Origin of the sequence: Streptomyces sp. NPDC093085 (assembly GCF_040683935.1) — a bacterium.
In the GTDB taxonomy this organism is placed as follows: Bacteria; Actinomycetota; Actinomycetes; order Streptomycetales; family Streptomycetaceae; genus Streptomyces.
This window is the reverse complement of sequence record NZ_JBFBFB010000021.1, coordinates 44,446-63,853: the sequence shown is the minus strand read 5'-3', so window position 1 is coordinate 63,853 and position 19,408 is coordinate 44,446. Positions and strand designations below refer to the sequence as shown.

At 72.1% G+C, this 19,408-nt stretch carries 21 protein-coding genes and 1 pseudogene; 15 read left to right on the top strand and 7 right to left on the bottom strand.

All coding sequences use genetic code 11. From position 1 onward, the window contains the following. Window positions 1-371 precede the first annotated feature (371 nt). Window positions 372-1,754: a VWA domain-containing protein gene (locus AB0O07_RS34745; RefSeq protein WP_365641165.1), complete on the bottom strand. Its 1,383-nt coding sequence runs from the start codon at window positions 1,752-1,754 to the stop codon at window positions 372-374. 468 nt (window positions 1,755-2,222) lie between these two features. Between AB0O07_RS34745 and AB0O07_RS34740 the strand changes: the two genes are divergently transcribed. The 3 genes from AB0O07_RS34740 to AB0O07_RS34730 all read left to right on the top strand — a co-directional run bounded on the left by AB0O07_RS34740 (window position 2,223) and on the right by AB0O07_RS34730 (window position 4,905). Continuing rightward, window positions 2,223-2,600 (top strand): S4 domain-containing protein, encoded by a 378-nt coding sequence (locus tag AB0O07_RS34740; protein ID WP_365641162.1) that lies wholly within the window; start codon window positions 2,223-2,225, stop codon window positions 2,598-2,600. A 387-nt stretch (window positions 2,601-2,987) separates the two neighbouring features. Next, window positions 2,988-4,250, top strand: coding sequence for a Cmx/CmrA family chloramphenicol efflux MFS transporter (locus AB0O07_RS34735; protein WP_365641159.1), 1,263 nt, complete (start codon window positions 2,988-2,990; stop codon window positions 4,248-4,250). Window positions 4,251-4,314: 64 nt separating this feature from the next. Continuing rightward, entirely contained in the window at window positions 4,315-4,905 is a 591-nt protein-coding gene (locus AB0O07_RS34730; RefSeq protein ID WP_365641156.1) for a hypothetical protein, read from the top strand. A gap of 167 nt (window positions 4,906-5,072) precedes the next feature. On the opposite strand, the gene AB0O07_RS34725 is transcribed toward AB0O07_RS34730, so the two are convergent. Next, a complete protein-coding gene (locus AB0O07_RS34725; RefSeq protein WP_365641154.1) occupies window positions 5,073-6,185 on the bottom strand; it encodes a helix-turn-helix transcriptional regulator in 1,113 nt (370 codons plus the stop codon). Window positions 6,186-6,347: 162 nt separating this feature from the next. Between AB0O07_RS34725 and AB0O07_RS34720 the strand changes: the two genes are divergently transcribed. Continuing rightward, window positions 6,348-6,479 (top strand): hypothetical protein, encoded by a 132-nt coding sequence (locus AB0O07_RS34720; protein WP_365641152.1) that lies wholly within the window; start codon window positions 6,348-6,350, stop codon window positions 6,477-6,479. Between the two features lie 5 nt (window positions 6,480-6,484). After that, complete coding sequence (locus tag AB0O07_RS34715; protein WP_365641149.1) at window positions 6,485-7,741, top strand: methyltransferase domain-containing protein; 1,257 nt, start codon at window positions 6,485-6,487, stop codon at window positions 7,739-7,741. Window positions 7,742-7,850: 109 nt separating this feature from the next. Here AB0O07_RS34715 and AB0O07_RS34710 read toward each other — a convergent pair whose 3' ends face one another. Beyond that, entirely contained in the window at window positions 7,851-8,633 is a 783-nt protein-coding gene (locus AB0O07_RS34710; protein WP_365641146.1) for an alpha/beta hydrolase, read from the bottom strand. Between the two features lie 273 nt (window positions 8,634-8,906). Between AB0O07_RS34710 and AB0O07_RS34705 the strand changes: the two genes are divergently transcribed. After that, complete coding sequence (locus AB0O07_RS34705; protein ID WP_365641144.1) at window positions 8,907-9,593, top strand: alpha/beta hydrolase; 687 nt, start codon at window positions 8,907-8,909, stop codon at window positions 9,591-9,593. 37 nt (window positions 9,594-9,630) lie between these two features. Here the strand turns inward: AB0O07_RS34705 and AB0O07_RS34700 are convergent, their stop codons facing one another. Beyond that, on the bottom strand, window positions 9,631-10,299 hold the full coding sequence (locus AB0O07_RS34700; RefSeq protein ID WP_365641141.1) for a TetR family transcriptional regulator: 669 nt from the start codon (window positions 10,297-10,299) through the stop codon (window positions 9,631-9,633). Window positions 10,300-10,427: 128 nt separating this feature from the next. On the opposite strand from AB0O07_RS34700, the gene AB0O07_RS34695 reads away from it, so the two are divergent. The 4 genes and pseudogenes from AB0O07_RS34695 to AB0O07_RS34680 all read left to right on the top strand — a co-directional run bounded on the left by AB0O07_RS34695 (window position 10,428) and on the right by AB0O07_RS34680 (window position 13,446). Beyond that, the gene (locus tag AB0O07_RS34695; protein ID WP_365641138.1) at window positions 10,428-11,330 is read left to right on the top strand and encodes an SDR family NAD(P)-dependent oxidoreductase; all 903 of its coding nucleotides are present in this window, start codon (window positions 10,428-10,430) and stop codon (window positions 11,328-11,330) included. A 196-nt stretch (window positions 11,331-11,526) separates the two neighbouring features. Continuing rightward, on the top strand, window positions 11,527-12,108 hold the full coding sequence (locus tag AB0O07_RS34690) for a TIGR00730 family Rossman fold protein (RefSeq protein ID WP_365641135.1): 582 nt from the start codon (window positions 11,527-11,529) through the stop codon (window positions 12,106-12,108). Window positions 12,109-12,251: 143 nt separating this feature from the next. Next, a pseudogene (locus AB0O07_RS34685) lies at window positions 12,252-12,446 on the top strand (hypothetical protein); the annotation flags it as partial. Between the two features lie 16 nt (window positions 12,447-12,462). Further along, window positions 12,463-13,446, top strand: coding sequence for an SDR family oxidoreductase (locus AB0O07_RS34680; protein ID WP_365641133.1), 984 nt, complete (start codon window positions 12,463-12,465; stop codon window positions 13,444-13,446). Between the two features lie 174 nt (window positions 13,447-13,620). Here AB0O07_RS34680 and AB0O07_RS34675 read toward each other — a convergent pair whose 3' ends face one another. Beyond that, window positions 13,621-13,806: a DUF397 domain-containing protein gene (locus tag AB0O07_RS34675; protein WP_365641130.1), complete on the bottom strand. Its 186-nt coding sequence runs from the start codon at window positions 13,804-13,806 to the stop codon at window positions 13,621-13,623. Beyond that, window positions 13,803-14,690 (bottom strand): helix-turn-helix transcriptional regulator, encoded by an 888-nt coding sequence (locus AB0O07_RS34670; protein ID WP_365641127.1) that lies wholly within the window; start codon window positions 14,688-14,690, stop codon window positions 13,803-13,805. Before AB0O07_RS34670 ends, AB0O07_RS34675 begins: the two co-directional genes overlap by 4 nt. A 206-nt stretch (window positions 14,691-14,896) precedes the next feature. Between AB0O07_RS34670 and AB0O07_RS34665 the strand changes: the two genes are divergently transcribed. From AB0O07_RS34665 to AB0O07_RS34645, 5 genes are all read left to right on the top strand, one after another. Then, window positions 14,897-15,415 (top strand): ATP-binding protein, encoded by a 519-nt coding sequence (locus AB0O07_RS34665; RefSeq protein WP_365641124.1) that lies wholly within the window; start codon window positions 14,897-14,899, stop codon window positions 15,413-15,415. Continuing rightward, window positions 15,412-15,684 carry a hypothetical protein gene (locus AB0O07_RS34660; RefSeq protein WP_365641121.1) on the top strand — a complete coding sequence of 91 codons (273 nt, stop codon included), beginning with the start codon at window positions 15,412-15,414 and terminating at the stop codon, window positions 15,682-15,684. The genes AB0O07_RS34665 and AB0O07_RS34660 overlap by 4 nt, the downstream gene beginning before the upstream one ends. A gap of 125 nt (window positions 15,685-15,809) precedes the next feature. Then, on the top strand, window positions 15,810-16,682 hold the full coding sequence (locus tag AB0O07_RS34655; RefSeq protein WP_365641227.1) for a class I SAM-dependent methyltransferase: 873 nt from the start codon (window positions 15,810-15,812) through the stop codon (window positions 16,680-16,682). Between the two features lie 207 nt (window positions 16,683-16,889). Beyond that, window positions 16,890-17,384: a hypothetical protein gene (locus AB0O07_RS34650; protein WP_365641118.1), complete on the top strand. Its 495-nt coding sequence runs from the start codon at window positions 16,890-16,892 to the stop codon at window positions 17,382-17,384. A gap of 234 nt (window positions 17,385-17,618) precedes the next feature. Next, entirely contained in the window at window positions 17,619-18,344 is a 726-nt protein-coding gene (locus AB0O07_RS34645) for a dienelactone hydrolase family protein (RefSeq protein ID WP_365641116.1), read from the top strand. 241 nt (window positions 18,345-18,585) lie between these two features. Here the strand turns inward: AB0O07_RS34645 and AB0O07_RS34640 are convergent, their stop codons facing one another. After that, window positions 18,586-19,407 carry a nucleotidyltransferase domain-containing protein gene (locus AB0O07_RS34640; protein ID WP_365641114.1) on the bottom strand — a complete coding sequence of 274 codons (822 nt, stop codon included), beginning with the start codon at window positions 19,405-19,407 and terminating at the stop codon, window positions 18,586-18,588. Window position 19,408: the final 1 nt, after the last annotated feature.

Here is a 19,408-nt window from a genome sequence, read left to right as displayed (position 1 = left end):
GGGCTGGGGCCGAGGACTGGGGGCTGGAGGGGGCGGGGTACTGGGGCTGGGACCGGTGCGGGGGCCGGGACCGGCGGGCCGGGGGCCGGACCGGGAACGGGACGGGGACCGGGGGGCCGGGACGGGGCCGGGAACGGGACGGGGCCGGGACGTGGACGGGAAAGGGACCGGGACGGGGCCGGGAACGGGAAAGGGACCGGGAACGGGACGGGGCCGGGACCGGCGGGCCAGGGGGGCTCGGTGGTTTCGGGGGAACGGGGGCGCCCGGCGGTTCGGGCGAACCGCCGGGCGCGTGTGGGTTCCGTTACGGGGGTGACGGGGGAGACGGGGGAGGCAGGGGGGACGAGGGTGACGGGGTGGACCCGGTGGGGTCAGTTGGCGTCCCCGGGGTTCCACGCAGCGAGCAGGCCGCGGTAGAACGCGGCGTCGGCGACCTCGCTCGGGGCCGGGCCCGCCGCGTAGAAGCCGACGTTGGCGGCGGCCTCGTCGGCGCCGAGCCGCCGCGCGAAGTCGAACGCCTTGGCGTCCTCCTCGCCGAACGCCACGATCTGCCAGAACACCGGGACCCGGGCCGCCTGGGCGAACGCCTGCTCGGCGGCGCGTACGGCGCTGGGCGCGCCGTCCGTCTGGAAGATCACCAGCGCGGGCCCCTCGGAACCGCTCGCGGCGGCCTCCTCGTGGCGGGCGACGATCTCCTCGACGGCGCGCTCGTAATGCGTACGCCCCATGCGGCCACAGGAGTTGTGGAGTTCGTCGATCCGGCCCTCGTACGCGTCGAGGCCCAGCTCGCCGGTGCCGTCGATCTCGGTCGAGAAGAAGACGACGCGCACGGTCGCCTCCTCGTCGAGGTGCGCGGCGAGCGCGAGCGCCTGCTCGCCGAGGTGCTGGGCGCTGCCGTCCTTGAAGTACGGCCGCATGGAACCGGAGCGGTCGAGGACCAGGTAGACGGTGGCGCGGCGCCCGGTGAGCCCGCGCTTCCTGAGCGCGGCACCGGCGGCCTTGTAGTGCTCGGCGAGGCCGGGGGCCCGGGACTTGAGCCGCGCGAGCGCGACGGCGGGACGGCCGGCGGCGACGGCGTCGGGGGCGCCAGGCGCTTCGGGGGTTTCGGGGGTCTCGGGGGAGGACTCAGGGGAGAGGGCCGGGGCGGGGGCAACGTCCGCCTCGGGGGCGGGGGTTGCGGGGGTCGCGGGAGCTTCCGGGGTTACGGCGGCGGGCTCGGCCGGGGGCGCGACGGCGACCGGCGCGGCCTCTGCCTTCTCGGCCTCGGGCTCGACGACCGGCGCGGCCTTGACCTCCGCAGCCTTGCCCTCCTCGGCCTCGGCCTTGACCTCGGCCTTCGGCTCCTCTGCGGGCGCGGCCTTGACCTCCTCGGCCTTGCTCCCTTCCTTGGCCTCCTCCTTGACCTCTTCCTCCTCCTTGACCTCTTCCTTTTCCTTCAACTCCGGCTCGGCCGAAGCCTGCGCGGGAACCGTCGGGGTGGCCGGAGCGACAGGGGTGGCCGACTCGTCGTCCGCGCGGGAGCGCGTCGCCTGGGACGGCACGCTCTGCTCCGTGTCGCTGGTGCGGGCCTTGTCGAACGCGGCGGCCACCAGATCGGCGGCCCCGGCCCCCACACCCGTACCCGACGCGCCCGACGAGCCCGATGTACCCGACGCGGCCCCGGCGTTCGCCGTCGCGGGCGACTTGCGCGCGGAAGACGCCTTCTCCGTACGGTCGGCACGGTCCGTACGGTCCGCCTGGGACGGTACGGACACGGACCCCGCGTCAGAAGCCTTCTCCGAAGCCTTCCCCGAGGCGGCATCCGAAGCGGTTTCCGAGGAGGCTTCCGAGGCAGTCCCCGTAGTCGTCTCCTGGGCCGAGTCCTGGGCCGCGTCCGGTGCTGTCGCCGCTGCCGACCTGGTGCGCTCCTCCGCACGGTCGCGTCCGAACACCTTGCGCAGCAAGCTCCGCATGCCCATGGGCGAGCCTTTCAGATGAGGTGGGTGGGGTGTCCGCCACCGGGGAAACGCGCATCCCTGGCCAGGGCGGATACGTAAGGTTAGCCGCCACCCCGGGAGATCCGGGGCAGGGGCGGTTTACGCAACGGGCAGAAGGGTAGCGGCGCGGACATCCCGACGCCCCGCGTTCGCCTGCGCGCCGGGCATTACTCTCCCCGGACCACCCGGTCGACTCGTACCGGTAACCCCGGCCCATACCCGTACCCCTACCCGTACCCTCGACATATGGCATCAGCGGACGAGGGAACGGCCAGGGTGGACACCTGGATCTGGTCGGTACGGCTCACCAAGACCCGCTCGCAGGCGGCGTCCGCCTGCCGCGCGGGCCATGTCCGTGTCAACGGTGAGCGCGTCAAGCCCGCGTACGCCGTGAAGCCGGGCGACGAGGTCCGCCTGCGCCACGCGGGCCGGGACCGGGTGGTCGTGGTCTCCCGTACGGTACGCAAGCGGGTCGGCGCCCCGGTCGCGGTGGAGTGCTACGTCGACAACAGTCCGCCGCCCCCGCCCCGCGAACTGACCCCGCAGATCCCGGTACGCGACCGGGGCACCGGCCGCCCGACGAAGCGGGACCGCAGAGAGATGGAACGACTGCACGGCCTGTGAAGGCCGGTGAGGGCCTGTGAGGGCCGGTGAGGGGCTGAACCGAACGGTGCCGGCCGGGGTTTCGGGTACGGTACGCGTATGTCGAGCCCCGAGTCGGACACAGCGGGGGCTGCCGGTCACACCGTCAGCCCCAGGAACCCCTGAGTCCGCAGCCCCTGCCGCTCCCTCCCGTAAACGCTGATCACCGATCACCGATCGCTGACCGCCGATACGGGCGTACGGCCGCACGAGCGTACGGCCGCACGAGCCGCCCCTCCGGTGAGACGCTCCATGCACCTCCCCTGAGACGCTCCTTTCGGGCTCGCTCCTCCTCCGGGTGCTGACCGTGGTGACGAGATGCCTTTCCTCTCTCGCCTCTCGCCTCTCGCCCCTCCCCGGAGCCACGAAATGCGCCTCCCCTTGTCCTTGTCCCTCCCCCTCCCCTTCCCCCTCTATCTCCTCTCCCTGGCGGTGTTCGCCATGGGGACATCGGAGTTCATGCTCGCCGGGCTGCTCCCGGCCATCGCCGCCGACCTGGACATCACCGTCGGTACGTCCGCCACGCTCACCTCGGCCTTCGCGGCGGGGATGGTCGTCGGCGCGCCGCTGATGGCCGGGTTCGCCCGCAACTGGCCCCGGCGGTCCGCACTCCTCGGCTTCGTCGGCGTCTTCGCGGCCGCCCATGCCGTGGCCGCCGTGACCTCGTCGTTCCCGCTGCTGGTCGCGACACGGGTGGTGGCGGCGCTCGCGAACGCGGGGTTCCTCGCCGTGGCGCTGACGGCGGCGGCGACGCTGGTCGCCCCCGACCGGAAGGGCCGCGCGCTCGCCGTACTGCTGTCGGGGACGACGGCGGCCACCATCGCGGGCGTCCCCGGGGGCGCGCTGCTGGGGGCGGTGTTCGGCTGGCGGGCCACGTTCTGGGCGGTGGCCGCGCTCTGTGTCCCGGCGGCGCTGGGCATCCTGCGAGGCATCCCGGCGACCACCGTACGCGTACCGCATACACAGCCCCCTTCGTCCCCGACCCCGTCCACTTCCCCCTCCCTGAGGTCGGAGCTGGCCGAGCTGAGGCGGCCGGGGCTGGTGCGGGTGATGGTGGTCGGGGCGCTGGTGAACGCGGCCACGTTCGCGAGCTTCACCTTCCTCGCCCCCGTCGTGACCGGCACCGCGGGCCTCGGCGACCTGTGGGTGCCGGTGGCGCTGGTGCTCTTCGGGGCGGGTTCGTTCGCCGGGGTCACGGTCGCCGGCCGGCTCGCCGACCGGTACCCGGGCCGGACCCTCGCGACCGGCGGCCCGCTGCTCCTGCTCGGCTGGCCCGCGCTGGCCGTACTCGCCGAGCATCCGTGGCCCCTGCTCGGGCTCGTCCTCGTCCAGGGCGCGCTGTCGTTCGCGGTGGGCTCCACACTGATCACCCGGATCCTGTACGAGGCACCCGGCGCCCCCACCATGGCCGGCTCCTACGCCACGGCGGCCCTCAACACCGGCGCCACCACGGGCCCCCTCCTGGCGGCCCCCACACTGACCACACCCCTGGCCGCCCTGGGCCCGCTCTGGACGAGCGCGGCGCTGGTCGCGACGGCGCTGCTGATCGCGCTGCCGTACGGAGCGGTGGTACGGCGCGGAGCGGTGCTGCGGCACGGAGCGAGGAGAGGAACCCCCGCCCCCCGCGCGTAGCGTGCGATATCCGAATCCGATATCCGATCGCGCGCGACGGGACGGGCCTGGCAGGCTGCCCCGCATGGACCAGGGAGAGCATGAGCATCTGAGCGGCGCCGTTCGCGCGGAAGTCCTCCTCATCGGCGGACGGGCCGGGGTCGGCAAGACGACCGTGGGGTGGGAGGTCTCGGCGCTGCTGCGTGCCGCCGAGGTCTCCCACGCGGTGATCGACGGCGACTTCATGGGGCAGGTGCATCCGGCCCCGGAGGGGGACCCCGACCGCTCGGCGGTCACGGAGGCCAACCTCACCGCCGTATGGGCCAACTACGCGCGCCGGGGCTACTGCAGGCTGATCTACACGAACACGCTGAGCGTGCTGCCCGGGACGACCGGCATGTTCGAGCGGGCGATGGGCCCGGGGGTGCGCATCGTACGGGTCCTCCTCACCGCCACCGACGCCACCGTCCAGGAGCGCCTGACCCGCCGCGAACTGGGCTCGGAGCTGGCCAGGGAACTGGCGGCGAGCGCCCGCAAGGCCCGCCTGCTGGACGAGGGCGTCTCCGGCGAGACGGTACGGGTACCGACGGACGGAAGAACCGTCACGGACATCGCCCAGGAGGTGACCACCGCGACATCCTGGCCCGCACACCATCCCCCCACGCACAGCCGGTGACCCGGGCGCCGGCCCGAAGCGCTCCGGTTGTGCCCGTACCCGTACCCGTACGGGCGGACCCGCTGCGCCAGACTGGGGGGATGGTGACGCTTCGGATTCTCGGGACGGGCGACTGACGGCGGGGCGCTGCCGGCCGTCCGTTCGGCTCTTCGTCTCGGCTCTTCGTCTCAGCTCTTCGTCCGTTCGACCTCGGCCATCAGCAGCCGCAGGGTGAGGGAGTGCTTCTCCGGGGGTAACGCGTCCAGCGCGGTCCGCGCGTATGCCGTTCCGCCGGACACGTCGCCCGAGCGCGTGAGCACGAGCCCTCGGTGCATCTCCAGATGCGTGGCGAACCGGGTTAGTTCCGGGGGGAGTTCGCTCCGGGCGGCGTCCTGTGCGGCTACTGCCGTTCTCTCGTCACCGAGACGGGCGGCGAGCAGCGAGATGAACACGTTCAGCCGCCACCAGGGGACCGCGTAGTCACTGGCCTGTTCGGACGATCCGACGCTGTCGAAGACGCGCCGCCCGTGCTCCATCAGTTGCCGCGCCGTGTCCACGTCGCCCCGGACGGCCGCCGCGTGTGCCTTGCCGAAGACGGCGTTCAGGAGGCCCGGAGACGGTTGGCCGCTGATGGCCATGGCCTGGTCCGCCAGCGCGTCCGCGACACCGAGTGAGGCCCCTTCGTACCCCAGCGCGACAGCCGCACGCCCCCGTACCCACACACGCGTGCCGTCGTCCCCGGACTGGTCCGCCGCCTGTGCTGCCCTGCGGTACCACTGAACCGCCTTGGAGCCGTCCGAGCCGGGGAACGTCTTGGCGTACAGGGTCATCAGCCGGGCGGCCACCGACCACAGGTGCTGCTTCTCCAACTGCTGCTGCACCACGACAAGTTCGCCGCTCACCCGCCGCTGGATGTCGGCGGCGCCGAGGGCCATGTACTCCGTGCCGTACGTGGCCAGCCTGGCCTCCCAGGCGTCCAGGTCCGGGCCGCCCCGGAGCCGCGTGGCGAACCCGATGTCGAGGAGGTCCGACACGACCACCGGCGCTATCAACGAGCCGGCCGCGTCGGTGAGCAGTTCGCGACGCTTCATCTCTCCCTCAAGAATGGCCAGGGGCACGTCCAGGACGGTCGACAGACACGGGAGGTAGAAGCTCCCCGGGGTCACCTTCGAGCGTTCCCAGCGGCTGATGTATTCCCGGTCCAGGTTCGTCCCGAAGGCGTCATTGACCGCTGACGCGAGCCGTCCCTGGCTCCAGCCGCGAGCCGTGCGCAGATCTTTGATCAGGGTCCCGATCGCCATGGCTCCATCTTGCCGCCGCCGATGTCCCGTGGCCGGGCAAGAACCTTTCAGCAAAGGAAACTTGCCCCTGGGGATGCCCCTACGCGGTACTGCCCGACATGGGGATGATTGGGGCGTACCGGAGTTGACCGCACGGTACGTGACATCCGAGAGGGGAACGGCATGGGCTGGGGAACGGGCAAGGGCGGAAACGGCGGCAGTGGCCAGCACTCGGGGAACAAGGACCCGGGCACGAGCAAGCCCTCGTCGGATACGGCCAAGCCGAAGGATCCGCCGAAGCACAAGAAGGACTAGCGCGGGTGACGGCTTCGGACAACGCGGCGTCCGAGCGGGTCGCCCTCCGCGATCTGCTCGGCGCGGTCGGCGCCGGCCTCGGAACCCCGTTGCGCCCCGAGTGGGAGCGGGCGGCCTGGGTTGTCCGGCGGTCGGCGTTCGTGCCCGAACGGATCTATCTGGGGGAGGAGTTGGTGCCGTGCGACCGGGGCCGTGAGCCGGAGAACTGGTTACGGGCGGTCTACGGCGACCACAGCGTCGTCACACAGATCAACGACGGGGAGGATCCCGGAGACAGAGAGCCAGGGAACGGGGACCCCGGAGGCGGGGAGCGGTGGGCTTCGTCGTCGGCCAGCGCGCCCGGCATCGTCTTCCGCATGCTGGAGATGGCGGAGGTGACGGAAGGGTGCCGGGTCCTTGAGATCGGCACGGGCACCGGCTGGAACGCCGGCCTCCTCGCCGCCGTCGCGGGCCCGGGAAATGTCACCTCCGTCGAGGTGGACCCCGCGCTGGCGGCCGAGGCCGGAGCGCGGCTCCGCAGGGAGGGGCTCCGGGTGGCGGTGGTGGCCGGGGACGGGGCCGCGGGGTACGCGGACCACGCCCCGTACGACCGCCTGATCGCCACCTGCTCCGTACGCTCCGTCCCGCACCCCTGGCTCGAACAGGTCCGGCCCGGCGGCATCGTCCTCACCCCGTGGGAGAGCCCCTGGATCTGCTACGGGCTGCTCCGCCTGACCGTGGACGACGCGGGAGGCGCGGCAGGGCGGTTCTCGCCGCACTCCGCGTTCATGCTCATGCGGCAGCAGCGGACCGACCTGAGGATCTTCCGGGACGTGGTGCGCGACACCCATCGGCCGGACGGGTCGACCACCGCCCTGCCGCCCTGGCGGGTCACCGAGGACGATCTCGCCGCGCGGTTCGCCGTCGGGCTGCTGCTCCGCGACGTGTGGTGGACGTGGCACGACAACCCGGAGGTGGACGGGGTGGCATCCAGGCTCTGGCTCGCCACGACCGACGCGACGTCATGGGCGGCCGTGGACTGGGACGGGACGTCGGATGACCACTTCGCGGTCTGGCAGTACGGGCCGCGCCGCCTCTGGGACGAGGCGGAGGCCGCGTACGCGTGGTGGGTACGGCACGACCGGCCCGGTCCCGAACGGTTCGGGCTGACCGTGACCGCCACCGGCCAGATCCCCTGGCTGGACCACGCCGATCGGCCCGTCCCCGTAACAGGAACCGGAGCAGCCGGAGCCGTAACAGGAACCGTAACCGGAGCCGGATGAGAGGCGTGCCGCGCGCGGCACGCGGTCCCTGGGGGGCTCCGGCACGGGCCCGTTCGGCGCCGTACGGTGGTGCGGGAGGTGTACGGCGCCGGAACGGGCCCGGGGGTGGTTACTTCAGGTGGCGGGCGAAGAAGCGGTCGCCGTCCTCCCGTTCGTACGACGGGGTGCCGAGGTGGCCGCCCATGTTGGCGTGCAGGGTCTTCTCCTTGCTGCCGAAGGTGTCGAACAGGTCCAGGACCCGCTGCCGGGGGTTGCCCTCGTCGTCCCACTGGAGGAGGACCAGGAGGGGCACGGTGACCCGGGGGGCCTCCACGCGCTGGGCGTGGGGTACGTAGCCCCCGGCGAAGAAGCCGGCCGCCGCGATACGGGGGTCGGTCGCCGCGAGGCGGATGCCCAGGGCCATCCAGCCGGAGTAGCCGACCGGGCCGTCGATCCCGGGGAGTTCGAGGAGGGCGTCCAGGGCGGTCCGCCACTCCGGGGCGGCCATCTCCACCAGCGGGCCGGCCAGGGACTCGAAGACCGCGGAGAGTTCGGCGGCCGGCCTGCCGGCCCGCAGCGCGTCGCGGAGACCGGCGCGGGCCTGTTCGACGGCGGGGTCACGGGGGCGTTCGCCGCACCCCGCGGCGTCGATGGAGGCCACCGCGTACCCGTACGCCGCGGAGAGCCGGGCCCGGGCCACCAGCCGGGGTTCCGCCTTGGGCAGGCCGTTGTTGTGGGCCATCAGGATCAGCGGGGTGGGTGCGGACGCGGGGGTTGGTGCGTGCGCCGCCTGCGCGGGGGATGCGGAGGGCGTGAGGGACGGCGGGGTCCACAGGGTGCCGGGGATGTCGCCCAGGATGAATTCGCGTTCGAGGACGCCATCGTCGTGGCGCCGCTCGGAAGTGAAGCGCATGGTCGTGCCTTTCGGGAGTGCGCGGAAAACGGCGCTCCCGGACGGCCTTCTACCGCCCGACCGTGACCCCGGAGGGGAGCACCCATGTCGATACAGCGTTCACGGGTACCACCTCCCTCTCGTTCTCTCGCACGGCCTCGGGAGAGTCAACCGGGTCCGGCCATGGCCCGGCAAGTGATTTACGCGGCGGCCCGCCCGAGGGGCGTTGTCAGACCCTCCCGATAGCGTGTTGGGACCCCGATCACCCGACGCGAACCCTCCCGGAGGACCACCATGGACATCCTGCTCATCGCCGGCCTCTGGTTCGACGGGGCCGTCTGGGACGACGTCGTGCCGGAGCTGGCCGCGCTCGGCCATCGGCCCGTGCCGCTCACCCTTCCCGGGCAGGGGGACGGGGCCGCCTCCGCGACGTTGGAGGAGCAGCGGGACGCGGTGCTCGCGGCGGTGGACGCGGCGTCGGGGAAGCCGCTGGTGGTGGGGCACTCCGCCGCGTCGACCCTGGCCTGGCTGGCCGCCGACGGGCGGCCGGAGAAGGTGGCAGGGGTCGCCCTGGTCGGTGGTTTCCCGGCCTCCGACGGGCGTGCCTACGCCGATAACTTCCCGATCGAGGGCGACGCCATGCCCTTCCCGGGCTGGAGCGTCTTCGACGAAGCGGACGTCGCCGACCTGGATCAGCCGGCCCGCGACCGGCTGGCCTCCGCCGCGGTTCCCGTCCCCGAGGGGGTCGCCAGAGGCGTCGTACGCCTCGCCGACGAGCGCCGCTTCGGCATCCCGGTCGTGGTGGTCTGCCCCGAGTTCACCCCGGCCCAGGCCAAGGGGTGGATCGCCGCCGGTGAGAGCCCGGAGCTGGCCCGCGTGACCCGCCTTGAGTACGTCGACCTCGACTCGGGCCACTGGCCCATGGCCACCCGCCCCCGCGAACTCGCCCACGCCCTGGCGGGAACGGGGCTGGGCGGCTGAGAGGTCCGAGGCTCATCGAATCAATCGAACCATCGGTTCAGGCGCGCGGCAGCATGCCCAGAAGCGACGAGGTGATGGAGAACCGCAGGGCGTCACCCAGCTCCAGGTGGAGCGCGCCGAGGGCGGGCTCGTCCGCGTAGGCGGCGACGATGCCGGGCGGTGGCGGGACGTACGCCGACAGGGCGCCCGCCGCGACCAGGCTCATCAGGCAGAACATCTGCGTGCTGTCGCCGAGTTCGGGCACATGGCGGCGGACGAGCCCGACCATGGTCGCGAGCCGCGCGAAGGAGGAGCGCTTGTGGCGCTTGATCACCTCGACCGAGACATTGTGCTCCAGGACGCCGCCCTGCGCGCCGAAGAGGTCGCACAGCACCACCCGGCCGGCCAGTGACCGGCTGAGGATCTCGGCCAACTGGCCCGCCCGCACGTCCGGTGCCGCGTGCGGCTCGATGCCCGCGGCCAGTTCGTCCGCCAGCTCGGCGAGCCAGCTCTCCATGAAAGCGTCCAGGAGTTCGAGCAGCACCGCCTCGCGCGACTCGAAGTACCGCAGGACGTTCGACTTGGCCAGGCCCACCCGCCGGCTGAGTTCGTTGAGGCTCACCTCGGCCACGGGCATCTCGTCGAGCATCGCCGCCGCCGCGTCCAGGATCGCCCGGCGGCGGATCTCCCGCTGCTCCTCGCTTCGCGCCCGCTGGAATGTCGTCACGCCTTCACCCTAATGGGAAGACCGCCGGTCTTTTAGTAGGAGACCGGCGGTCTCTTGACATGAGACCGTCGGTCTTTTATGTTCGTTCACGCGTAACAGACCGATGGTTCTTAAGGAGCGGGTACGTCATGAGCGGCGACTGGACCGAGCAGCACATCCCTGACCAGCACGGCCGGGTGGCGATCGTCACCGGCGCCAACACCGGGCTGGGCTTCGAGACCGCGCGGGCGCTCGCCGCGCGCGGGGCGACGGTGGTCCTGGCCGTCCGCGACGTGGAGAAGGGCGCACAGGCCGCCGCCCGTATCGCCGGCGACGTCACCGTCCAGGCCCTCGACCTCGCCTCCCTGGACTCGATCCGCTCTGCGGCGGCCGATCTGCGCGCCGCCCACCCGCGCATCGACCTCCTCATCAACAACGCGGGCGTGATGTACACCCCGAAGCGGACCACCGCCGACGGCTTCGAGCTCCAGTTCGGCACCAACCACCTCGGCCACTTCGCCCTCACCGGCCTGCTGCTGGACCGGCTCCTCCCTGTCCCCGGCTCCCGCGTCGTCACGGTCAGCAGCACCGGCCACCGCATCCGGGCCGCCATCCACTTCGACGACCTGCACTGGGAGCGCTCGTACAGCCGCGCCGCCGCCTACGGCCAGGCCAAACTGGCCAACCTCATGTTCACGTACGAACTACAGCGCCGGCTCGCCCCGCACGGCACCACGGTCGCGGTGGCCGCCCATCCCGGCCTCTCCAACACGGAGCTCATCCGCAACTCGCCCGCCGCGCTCCGCCTCCCCGTCACCTGGGTCGCGCCGCTGGTCACCCAGACACCCGAGATGGGCGCCCTGCCCACCCTGCGTGCCGCCACCGACCCGGCGGTCACCGGCGGGCAGTACTACGGCCCCGGCAACCGCGGCGAGATCCGCGGCTACCCGAAGCCGGTCACCTCCAGCCCCGACTCCCACGACCGGGCCGTCCAGCAACGCCTGTGGACCGTCTCCGAGCAGCTCACCGGGGTGACGCTCGCCGTGCGGTGACGGGGGCCGGTGCCAGGGCCCGGGGCTGGGGCCCGGTGCCGGGTGCCGGTGCCAGGGCTCGGGGCAGTTGGCCGGGTGCCGGTGCCAGGGCTCGGGGCAGTTGGCCGGGTGCCGGGTGCCGGGTGCCGGGGCCGGGGCCGGGGCCGGGGCCGGGGTGGGCTTGGCGGTGTGCCCGGGATCGCGGGACCCTGTCCCCATGCGCCGCCTCGCCGTCTTCCTCGCCTCGTCCGACGGACACGACCCTGCCCATGCCCACCTGGCCGCCGGTGTCGGTACGGAACTGGCCCGGCGCGGGATCGGGCTCGTCTACGGGGGTGGCCGCCGGGGGCTGATGGGCGTGCTGGCGGACAGCGCGCTGAAGGCGGGTGGGGAGGTCATCGGCGTCATGCCGCGCGACATGGTCGAGCGGGAATGGGCGCACGAGCGGGTGACCGAGTTGCTCATGTGCGACTCCATGCACGAACGCAAGGCGCTCATGGCCGAGCACGCCGACGCCTTCATCGCCCTGCCCGGCGGCCTCGGCACCCTGGAGGAGTTCTTCGAGGTGTGGTCATGGCGTCAGCTCGGCTTCCACACCAAGCCGGTCGGATTCCTCGACGCCGGAAGCTTCTGGACCCCGCTGCTCGGGGCCCTGCGCGGTATCGCCGACTCCGGCTTCCTCCCCGTGTCGACGCTGGACGACCTGGCCGTCGCCCCCGACCTGCCGAGCCTGCTGGACGCGCTGGAACACCGGCTGCGCGGGGCATCCCGGCCCGCGCACGGAGAGGACTTCCGGTAGCGGCCCGGATCTTCCGCTGAGAGCGGCCCCGCGCCGCGCCGGTGCCGGGTCCCGTCCCTCTCCCGGGCGGGCTCGGCACCGTACCGTCCAGGCTCGGCACCGTACTGCCGGACGGGCATTCCGCCGAACTCCCCTCACGGCACACGGACGCGCGGAGCCTGTTGATCGCCGCGACGGCGCCGCTCTACCACCAGCTCCTGCTCCTGCGGGCCGACCCGGACCCGCGACTCCCGGAACGGGCTGCGGAGGCGGCGGTACTGGCGGCGATCGGGGGCGGGTTCTCCGGCGACCCGGTCGTGGGAATCCTGGGAAAAGGGGACGTTAGCTGTCGCCTTTAGCGTGCACGGTAGCGACATGGACAAGAACGCAGCCACAGACGCAGCCGCAGAAACACCCACCCAGGACACCGCCCAGGAACCCCCGCTCGCCGGGCGGGTCGCGCTCGTCGCCGGGGCCACGCGTGGGGCCGGGCGGGCCCTGGCCGTCGAACTCGGGCGGGCGGGTGCCACCGTCTACGTCACCGGCCGTACGACCCGTGAGCGCGCCAGCGAGGTCGGCCGTACGACGGAGACCATCGAGGAGACCGGGGAGCTGGTCACGGCGGCGGGCGGTACCGGTATCGCCGTACCCACCGACCATCTGGACGAGGACCAGGTACGCACCCTGGTCGGCCGGATCGAGCGGGAGCAGGGGCGGCTCGACATCCTGGTCAACGACCTCTGGGGCGGCGAGCATCTGCTGGTCGGCTCCGTCTTCGGCAAGAGGAGCTGGGAGACGCCGCTCGCCGACGGGCTGCGCATCCTGGAGCTGGGCGTGCGCTCGCACGTGATCACGGCGGCGCTCGCCCTTCCGCTCCTGGTCCGTTCGGACGCGCCGCTGCACGTGGAGGTCACGGACGGCACGGCCGCCTTCAACCGCCGCTACCGCGAGAACCTCTACTACGACCTCGCCAAGAACGCCCCGATCCGGATCGCCTTCGGCCTGGGCGAGGAGCTGAAGGAGTACGGGGGCATGGCGGTCGCCGTCACGCCGGGCTTCCTGCGCTCGGAGCAGATGCTCGCGCACTTCGGCGTCACGGAGGAGAACTGGCGCGACGTCATCGCCCGTCAACCGGACTTCGCCATCGCCGAGTCACCGCACTACCTCGCCCGCGCGGTCGCCGCCCTCGCCGCCGACCCGGCCCGCGCGTCCCGCTGGAACGGAAAGTCCACGTCCAGCGGGGAACTCGCGAGGGTCTACGGCGTACGGGACGTCGACGGCAGCCGGCCCGATGCCCTGGCCTACTTCGAGGAGGTCAGGTTCAGCGGCAAGCCCGGAACGCCGGACGACTACCGCTGACCTTCGCCGGAGCCGGAGCCGGAGCCGGAGCCGGAGCCTGGGGCGTGTCCTATGGCGCTCCGCCATGCACGGGGGCCGGGGGAGTTGAGGGGGTACGTTCCGGGTGCCCCCTACGCGCCCCTGCCCCGCATTTCCGCCGCCGTGACCAGGCTTTCTAGGCGCGGCCGGGCATGGTTACGGCTCTTCTCGCGCGAGGTCTGCCCGGAAGGCGTTCCACGCGGTGGGGGTTACGCGGAGCACCGGCCCAGTGGGCCGCTTGGAGTCGCGGACGGCGACGGTGCCGGGTATGTTCCGGGCGACCTCTACGCAGTCGGCGCCCCCGGTGCTGTAACTGGACTTGGTGAACTGGAACGACGTCACGCGGCCATTTCCTTTTGGATGCTGCTGATGAACTGGAGCGAGTCGTAGGGCGCAAGGCTCGAACCAGTGATCCGGTCGAAGAGCCCGGCGTAGTAGGCGCCCTTCTCCGCATCTTCGTACCAGATCATAGACTTTGCGGTCTCCTGGTAGACCACGTCGAACGCGCCTTCATCCGCGAAGGAGAGGATGGTGAACGGGCCGCCGATGCACGGATGTGCGCCGGACAGGAACGGCAGCACCTGAATCTGTACGTGCGGGAGTTCCGCCAGCTCACAGAGGTGTGCGAGTTGGCGGCTCATTACCTTGGGCCCACCAATCAGTTGCCGTAGCGCCGCTTCCCAGATGACCGCGTGAATCTTCAGCGGATTGTCGTTGTGCAGCCGCGCCTGGCGCTTCAGCCGAGTGTCGACGACCCCCTCGATCCGGTCCATGTCGTCCCACGACAGATCGGCCACCCCCATGGACCGGACGTATTCCGGTGTCTGGAACAGGCCGGGGATGATGGCCATCTGCCATTGCCTGATGCTGCGGGCGGCGTTCTCCGTGGAGATGTGCTCGACCTGCTTTGCGAGGCTCGGGTCACCGTCCCACCAGCCCTTCACCTTGCGCTGGTCCCGATCCCGCCTCGCCAGTTCGCGCAACCGCTGGGCAACGTCGGCATCGGCTTCGTACAGCTCGCAGAGGGACTTGATGTCCGGATCCCGCATGGGAACGGAACCGCTCTCCATCTTGACGACCTTCGTCGCGGTCGCGCTCAGGGCATCCCCCGCTTCCTGTTGCGTCTTGCCTACCGCGACGCGGAGCTTGTTCAGCTCGCCGCCCAACTTGCGTCCCAGCACGGTGGATACGCGGTTGCCACCTGTCCACTTCGGCGCTCGCCCCATGTCACCCTCCTCGTTGACTCGCTCACAGTGTGTCATTCGGATGGGCTCTCGGGGTGGCCAGTCACTCGATTGGGGAATAACTTCCCCAGGGGGTTGAGTCTCGCGCATCTGCGCGGCTACGTTCGGTGTCCAGTCGCTCGCACTGCGGAGCCGAGTCGCCGTGTCCCGTGCGGGTGGATCCCGATCGCACATGGAGGTGTGTGTTCATGGCTGCTGCGCAGGAAGTGCCCGGGCCTGACCCGGAATCGGCCCCCGAGCCGGAGTCGGATCCGGAGCCCGAGCCGGAGTCGGACCCCGGGGCGGGTGCCGAGTGGGAGGCCCTGGCGGGGTTCGGGCCCGTTGTCCGGACCGATTCGCTGATGTACACGGCGGTGTTGGGGAGTGTGACGTTGGCGCGGCGGCGGGCGGGGCGGCTGGTCACCGAGTGGGGGCGGCCCGAGTGGTCGTGGTCGGCGGCCTTGCTGGTCGGTGAGTTGGGGTCGAACGCTCTGCTGCACGGGTGTCTGCGGGACCGGTTGTTCCGGGTGCGGCTGTTGCTGGGGCGGAGTGTGCTGCGGATCGAGGTGAGTGATCCCCGGGGTGAGCGGCTGCCGATACTGCGCCGGGCCACCGACGAGGAGTGCTTCGGGCGCGGGCTCCTGATCGTGGAGCAGGTCGCGGACCGCTGGGGCGTGGTGCGTCGTGCCGTCGGCAAGACGGTGTGGTGCGAGCTGGGGTCGCTGTGAACGACCGTGTCCTGTGGGGAGTTGTCGCCCTGACCGGCAGCCTGATCGTCCTGGTGATGGGCATCCTCTACGTCTGGTACGGCGTAACTCCCCACCGCCCGCGCGGCGTTACGCCCCGGGGCGAGCCGGAATCGTACGTACCGGTGGACGCGGAGCCCGGGTACACGTACACCTGTCACTGCTACCGCGAGCCCGTCCTCGTCACCATCCGCGTACCGCACATCCGCCACCGACGCGGCCACGGCCGGCGCGCGCCCCGGGGCTGGTGAACGGCGGCCGGGGTGCGGGGAACGGGGTACGGGTACGGGCCGTATTCAGGTCGCCTGGGAGGGGCATCGACGTGACGGACGTGACGGGTGCGCAGCAGGGGCAAGGTCAGGCACAGGGGCAGGCACTGGGGCAGGGGGCGGCGGGGGGACGCGGGGAGCCGGATGGGTCCGCGGTGCGGGTCGCCCTGTGGCGGGCCCTGCACGTACGGGTGGACGCGCCGCCGCATGTCCTGGTCGACGAGGTCGGGCTGGAACTCGCCGCGCCCGGGGACGGGTGGGAGGACCGGGCCGACATGGACCTGCGGTGGACCGCCGGCAACCGCGCCGGGATGGTCGCGCGGGCGCGGTTCGTCGAGGACCTGGTCGCCGAGGAGGCGGCGCGCGGGGTCGGGCAGTACGTCATCCTCGGGGCCGGGCTGGACACGTTCGCCCAGCGCAGACCCGAACTCGCCGCCCGTATGCGGGTCTTCGAGATCGACCAGCCGGACACCCAGGCGTGGAAGCGGCGCCGCCTGGACGAGCTCGGCTACGGGGTGCCCGACTGGCTCCGGTTCGTACCGGTCGACTTCGAGGCGGAAGCGGGCGTCGACTGGTGGCAGCGGCTGGGGGAGGCGGGGTTCGAGGCGGATCGGCCCGCCGTGTTCGTCTCGACCGGGGTCGCGATGTACCTCTCCAAGGAGACCACCGTCGGTGACCTGCGGCGCATGGCGGGGATGGCACCGGGGTCGACGGTGCTCATGACGTTCATGGTGCCGTTCGATCTACTCGACGCTGCCTCGCGCGCGACGCTTGAGGTGATGGAGCGGAAGGCACGGGAGGCCGGGACGCCCTTCGTCAGCTACTTCCGGCCCGGGGAGATGGTGGCGCTGGCGCGCGAGGCCGGTTTCAGGGAGGTGCGGCACCTGGCGGGGACCACTGCGCTGGGACAGTACTTCACCGGCCGCGCGGACGGGCTCCGCCCTGCGGCCGGGGAGGATCTGCTGGTGGCGAGGGTCTAGGGTCGCTCGTTCGGCCATGTCGGGCTTTTCGCGGGCGAGTTACGGCGCCGGGGCGGGCCGTGACGTGACGGGACGCCTTCGGCGCGCTCGCGACTCGGCGCGCTCGCGACTCGCGCGCTCGTGGCTCGGCGCGCTCGCCACCCGGCACGCTCTTGGCATCATCCGCGATGCAACGCCCGGTGGCCGGTGAGCGTCTCCTCGGGTGTGATGGATCTTCCTGTGACCACGAACCCCGTCGACCCCCAGGACGAGCACGAGGACGAGCGGGTGCGGTCCGGCCCGCTGTGGCGCCATGCGCTGTGGGCGGTGCTCGTCACCGCCGTCGGAGTGACGCTGGGGTGGCTGGGCGCCCTGTTCCGTATCGGCCCGGAGGAGTACGGCCTGCCGCCCGCCGCGCCGGGAGCGCTCTGGCCGTATCTGCTCGCCTGGGCCGTGATCGGCCTGGGGCTGGGCGCCATCCTGCGGTTCGTGGCGGCCAAGGTGCCGGTCTACTCCCCTTCGGAGGTCCTCCTCGGCACCGTCATGATCGGCACCCGGCTGTCCCTCGGCTGGCGGCCGGAACCCCTCGAAGTCGCGGGCCTGGCCGCGGTCGCGCTGCTCCTGGTGATCGTCTGGTGCGCCGTCGCCCTGCGCGGGGCGGCCGTCGTACGACGGTCCCAGGAGGAGAAGGCTGCCGGGGACGCCCAGGCCGACAGGGCCTAGGCCGACAGGGCCTAGGCCGGTTCGCCTGGAAGTCCCGGACGGGACCGGAGTGGATCCATCTACCGGAGAAGCGCGGCAACCGGCGAGGGCGTCTGCGCCGGTCTCGGGAAACATCGGTCGCGAGAACGCGCCGTCGTGGATGCGCGGCGCGGCGAGGTGCGACGGGCGGAGTGCCGTCTGCCATCGGTGAACACCACCCCGAGCGGGCGCAACGGGGCATTACCGTCCAGTCGTATGACGACGATCACCACCCGTACCGTCGAATACCCGGCCGACAACCTGACGATGGTCGGACACCTCGCGCTCCCGGCCGGTGCCGGGCGCCGGCCCGCGGTCCTGATCGGACCCGAGGGGACGGGACTCGGCGATGTCGAGCGCCGGCGGGCCGAGGCTCTGGCCGAGCTGGGGTACGTGGCGCTGGCCTTCGATCTCCACGGCGGACGCTATCTGGAAGACCCGGAGGACATGCTGGCCCGTTGCATGCCGCTGCTCGCCGATCCCGACCGGATGCGGGGAATCGGTCACGCCGCGCTCAACGTGTTGCGTGCCGAATCGCGGGCCGACCCCGACCGGATCGCCGCCGTCGGCTACGGCACCGGGGGCGCGGTCGCGCTGGAACTCGGTCGCGATGGCGTCGACCTGCGCGCGATCGGGACGGTCAACGCACTGACCACGGGCCGTCCGGGCGAGGCGGCACGCATTCGCTGCCCGGTATGGGCAGGGGTCGGGTCGGAAGACCCGATCATGCCGCCCGCGCAACGGGAGGCGTTCACCGCAGAGATGCAGGCCGCGGGCGTCGACTGGCGTCTCGTGGTCTACGGAGGAGCGCTTCACGCCTTCCACCACCCGCCGGTCGAGCACACCGTGCGCCCCGGCGTCGGCTACCACCCGCAGCACGCCCAGCGAGCCTGGCGTGACATCGTCGCCCTGCTCGCCGCGTGCCTGCCCGTCACCGATTGACCCGACCGGCTCCTGATACTCGCTCCTGCCCACCGGCGTCGTCTTCGTCCGGCTCGGGGGCGGCTCTCGGGCGTCCGGGCGGTCCGGAGCGCATCCGGGGCAGACGGGTGAACGGGCAGACGGGCGAACGGGCAGACGGATGAACGGGCGAACGGGCGAACGGGCAAAAGGGCGAACGGGTGAACGGGTGCCGTTTGTGCAGGTGGAACGCTTGCGGTCGCGTCCGTGACAGAGTGCCCTGTCACCCCGGAGAGAGGTTGTCCAAGACCTCGGCGGCCAGCCGGTCCGCGTCGTCGATCGCGGTGGCGAGCTCCTCCGGGGTGGCGCCGAGTGCGCGGAACAGGGCGTGGGCGCGGGGGGCGAAGTCGGCCGGAGCGTTCGGGAGCTGTCCCGCCGCCTGGACGGCTCCTTTCTCGTTGAGCACCCAGCACCCGGCCTGGGCGTGCAGGGCTTGGGCGAGGAGTCCCACCACGCGGAACAGGCACCCCGCGATATAGAAGGCGTCGCCTCGGGGCACGCCTTTGCGGGCGATGGACAAGGTGAACGGCGCCTCCCATCGCGCGTTGGCGACCAGCGAGTCACGCAGGGGGCGCGGGTATGAGGTCCGGATCCGTTCCCGCAAGGCGGCCAGTTCACCGGTGGGGTCAGCGAGGATGCGTCCGACGGCTACCTCACCGGCGTAGGCGTGCGAGTAGACCCCGAGCGGGTGGCCCGCCTGGGTGCCTACTTCGAAGTGCCCGGCCTGGCACTGCTGCCAGATTCGGTGCACGCGGTCCAGGTCGCGGTAGATCCAGTCGATGTGTTCCCCGTCGACGGTCAGCCAGCCCCCGCCGTCGACCCAGGGGCCCCACCCACCCGGCTCGGTCACGTCGACCGTGCCTCCGGTCAGCTCGGCGGCGTGCAGGCGCAGGGCGGCGGTGTCCAGCGGAGGGCGGTAGTAGAGGCCGAGATCGAAGTCGGAGTCGGGCCCATGCGTGCCGCGAGCCCGGCTGCCGCCGAGGCAGACTGCGACGATGCCGCCGACGCCGGCCAGCCGGTCCGCGATCTTCGTTACTCGGTCCACT

Excerpts from the sequence above, each read along its gene's own strand:
- AB0O07_RS34695 (WP_365641138.1), top strand. The coding sequence starts at position 10,428 with ATGAGCGGCGACTGGACCGAGCAGCACATCCCTGACCAGCACGGCCGG.
- AB0O07_RS34730 (WP_365641156.1), top strand. The coding sequence starts at position 4,315 with ATGGACCAGGGAGAGCATGAGCATCTGAGCGGCGCCGTTCGCGCGGAA.
- AB0O07_RS34665 (WP_365641124.1), top strand. The coding sequence starts at position 14,897 with ATGGCTGCTGCGCAGGAAGTGCCCGGGCCTGACCCGGAATCGGCCCCC.
- AB0O07_RS34650 (WP_365641118.1), top strand. The coding sequence starts at position 16,890 with ATGGATCTTCCTGTGACCACGAACCCCGTCGACCCCCAGGACGAGCAC.
- AB0O07_RS34645 (WP_365641116.1), top strand. The coding sequence starts at position 17,619 with ATGACGACGATCACCACCCGTACCGTCGAATACCCGGCCGACAACCTG.
- AB0O07_RS34680 (WP_365641133.1), top strand. The coding sequence starts at position 12,463 with ATGGACAAGAACGCAGCCACAGACGCAGCCGCAGAAACACCCACCCAG.
- AB0O07_RS34670 (WP_365641127.1), bottom strand. The coding sequence starts at position 14,690 with ATGGGGCGAGCGCCGAAGTGGACAGGTGGCAACCGCGTATCCACCGTG.
- AB0O07_RS34725 (WP_365641154.1), bottom strand. The coding sequence starts at position 6,185 with ATGGCGATCGGGACCCTGATCAAAGATCTGCGCACGGCTCGCGGCTGG.
- AB0O07_RS34720 (WP_365641152.1), top strand. The coding sequence starts at position 6,348 with ATGGGCTGGGGAACGGGCAAGGGCGGAAACGGCGGCAGTGGCCAGCAC.
- AB0O07_RS34690 (WP_365641135.1), top strand. The coding sequence starts at position 11,527 with ATGCGCCGCCTCGCCGTCTTCCTCGCCTCGTCCGACGGACACGACCCT.
- AB0O07_RS34735 (WP_365641159.1), top strand. The coding sequence starts at position 2,988 with ATGCGCCTCCCCTTGTCCTTGTCCCTCCCCCTCCCCTTCCCCCTCTAT.
- AB0O07_RS34710 (WP_365641146.1), bottom strand. The coding sequence starts at position 8,633 with ATGCGCTTCACTTCCGAGCGGCGCCACGACGATGGCGTCCTCGAACGC.
- AB0O07_RS34740 (WP_365641162.1), top strand. The coding sequence starts at position 2,223 with ATGGCATCAGCGGACGAGGGAACGGCCAGGGTGGACACCTGGATCTGG.
- AB0O07_RS34705 (WP_365641144.1), top strand. The coding sequence starts at position 8,907 with ATGGACATCCTGCTCATCGCCGGCCTCTGGTTCGACGGGGCCGTCTGG.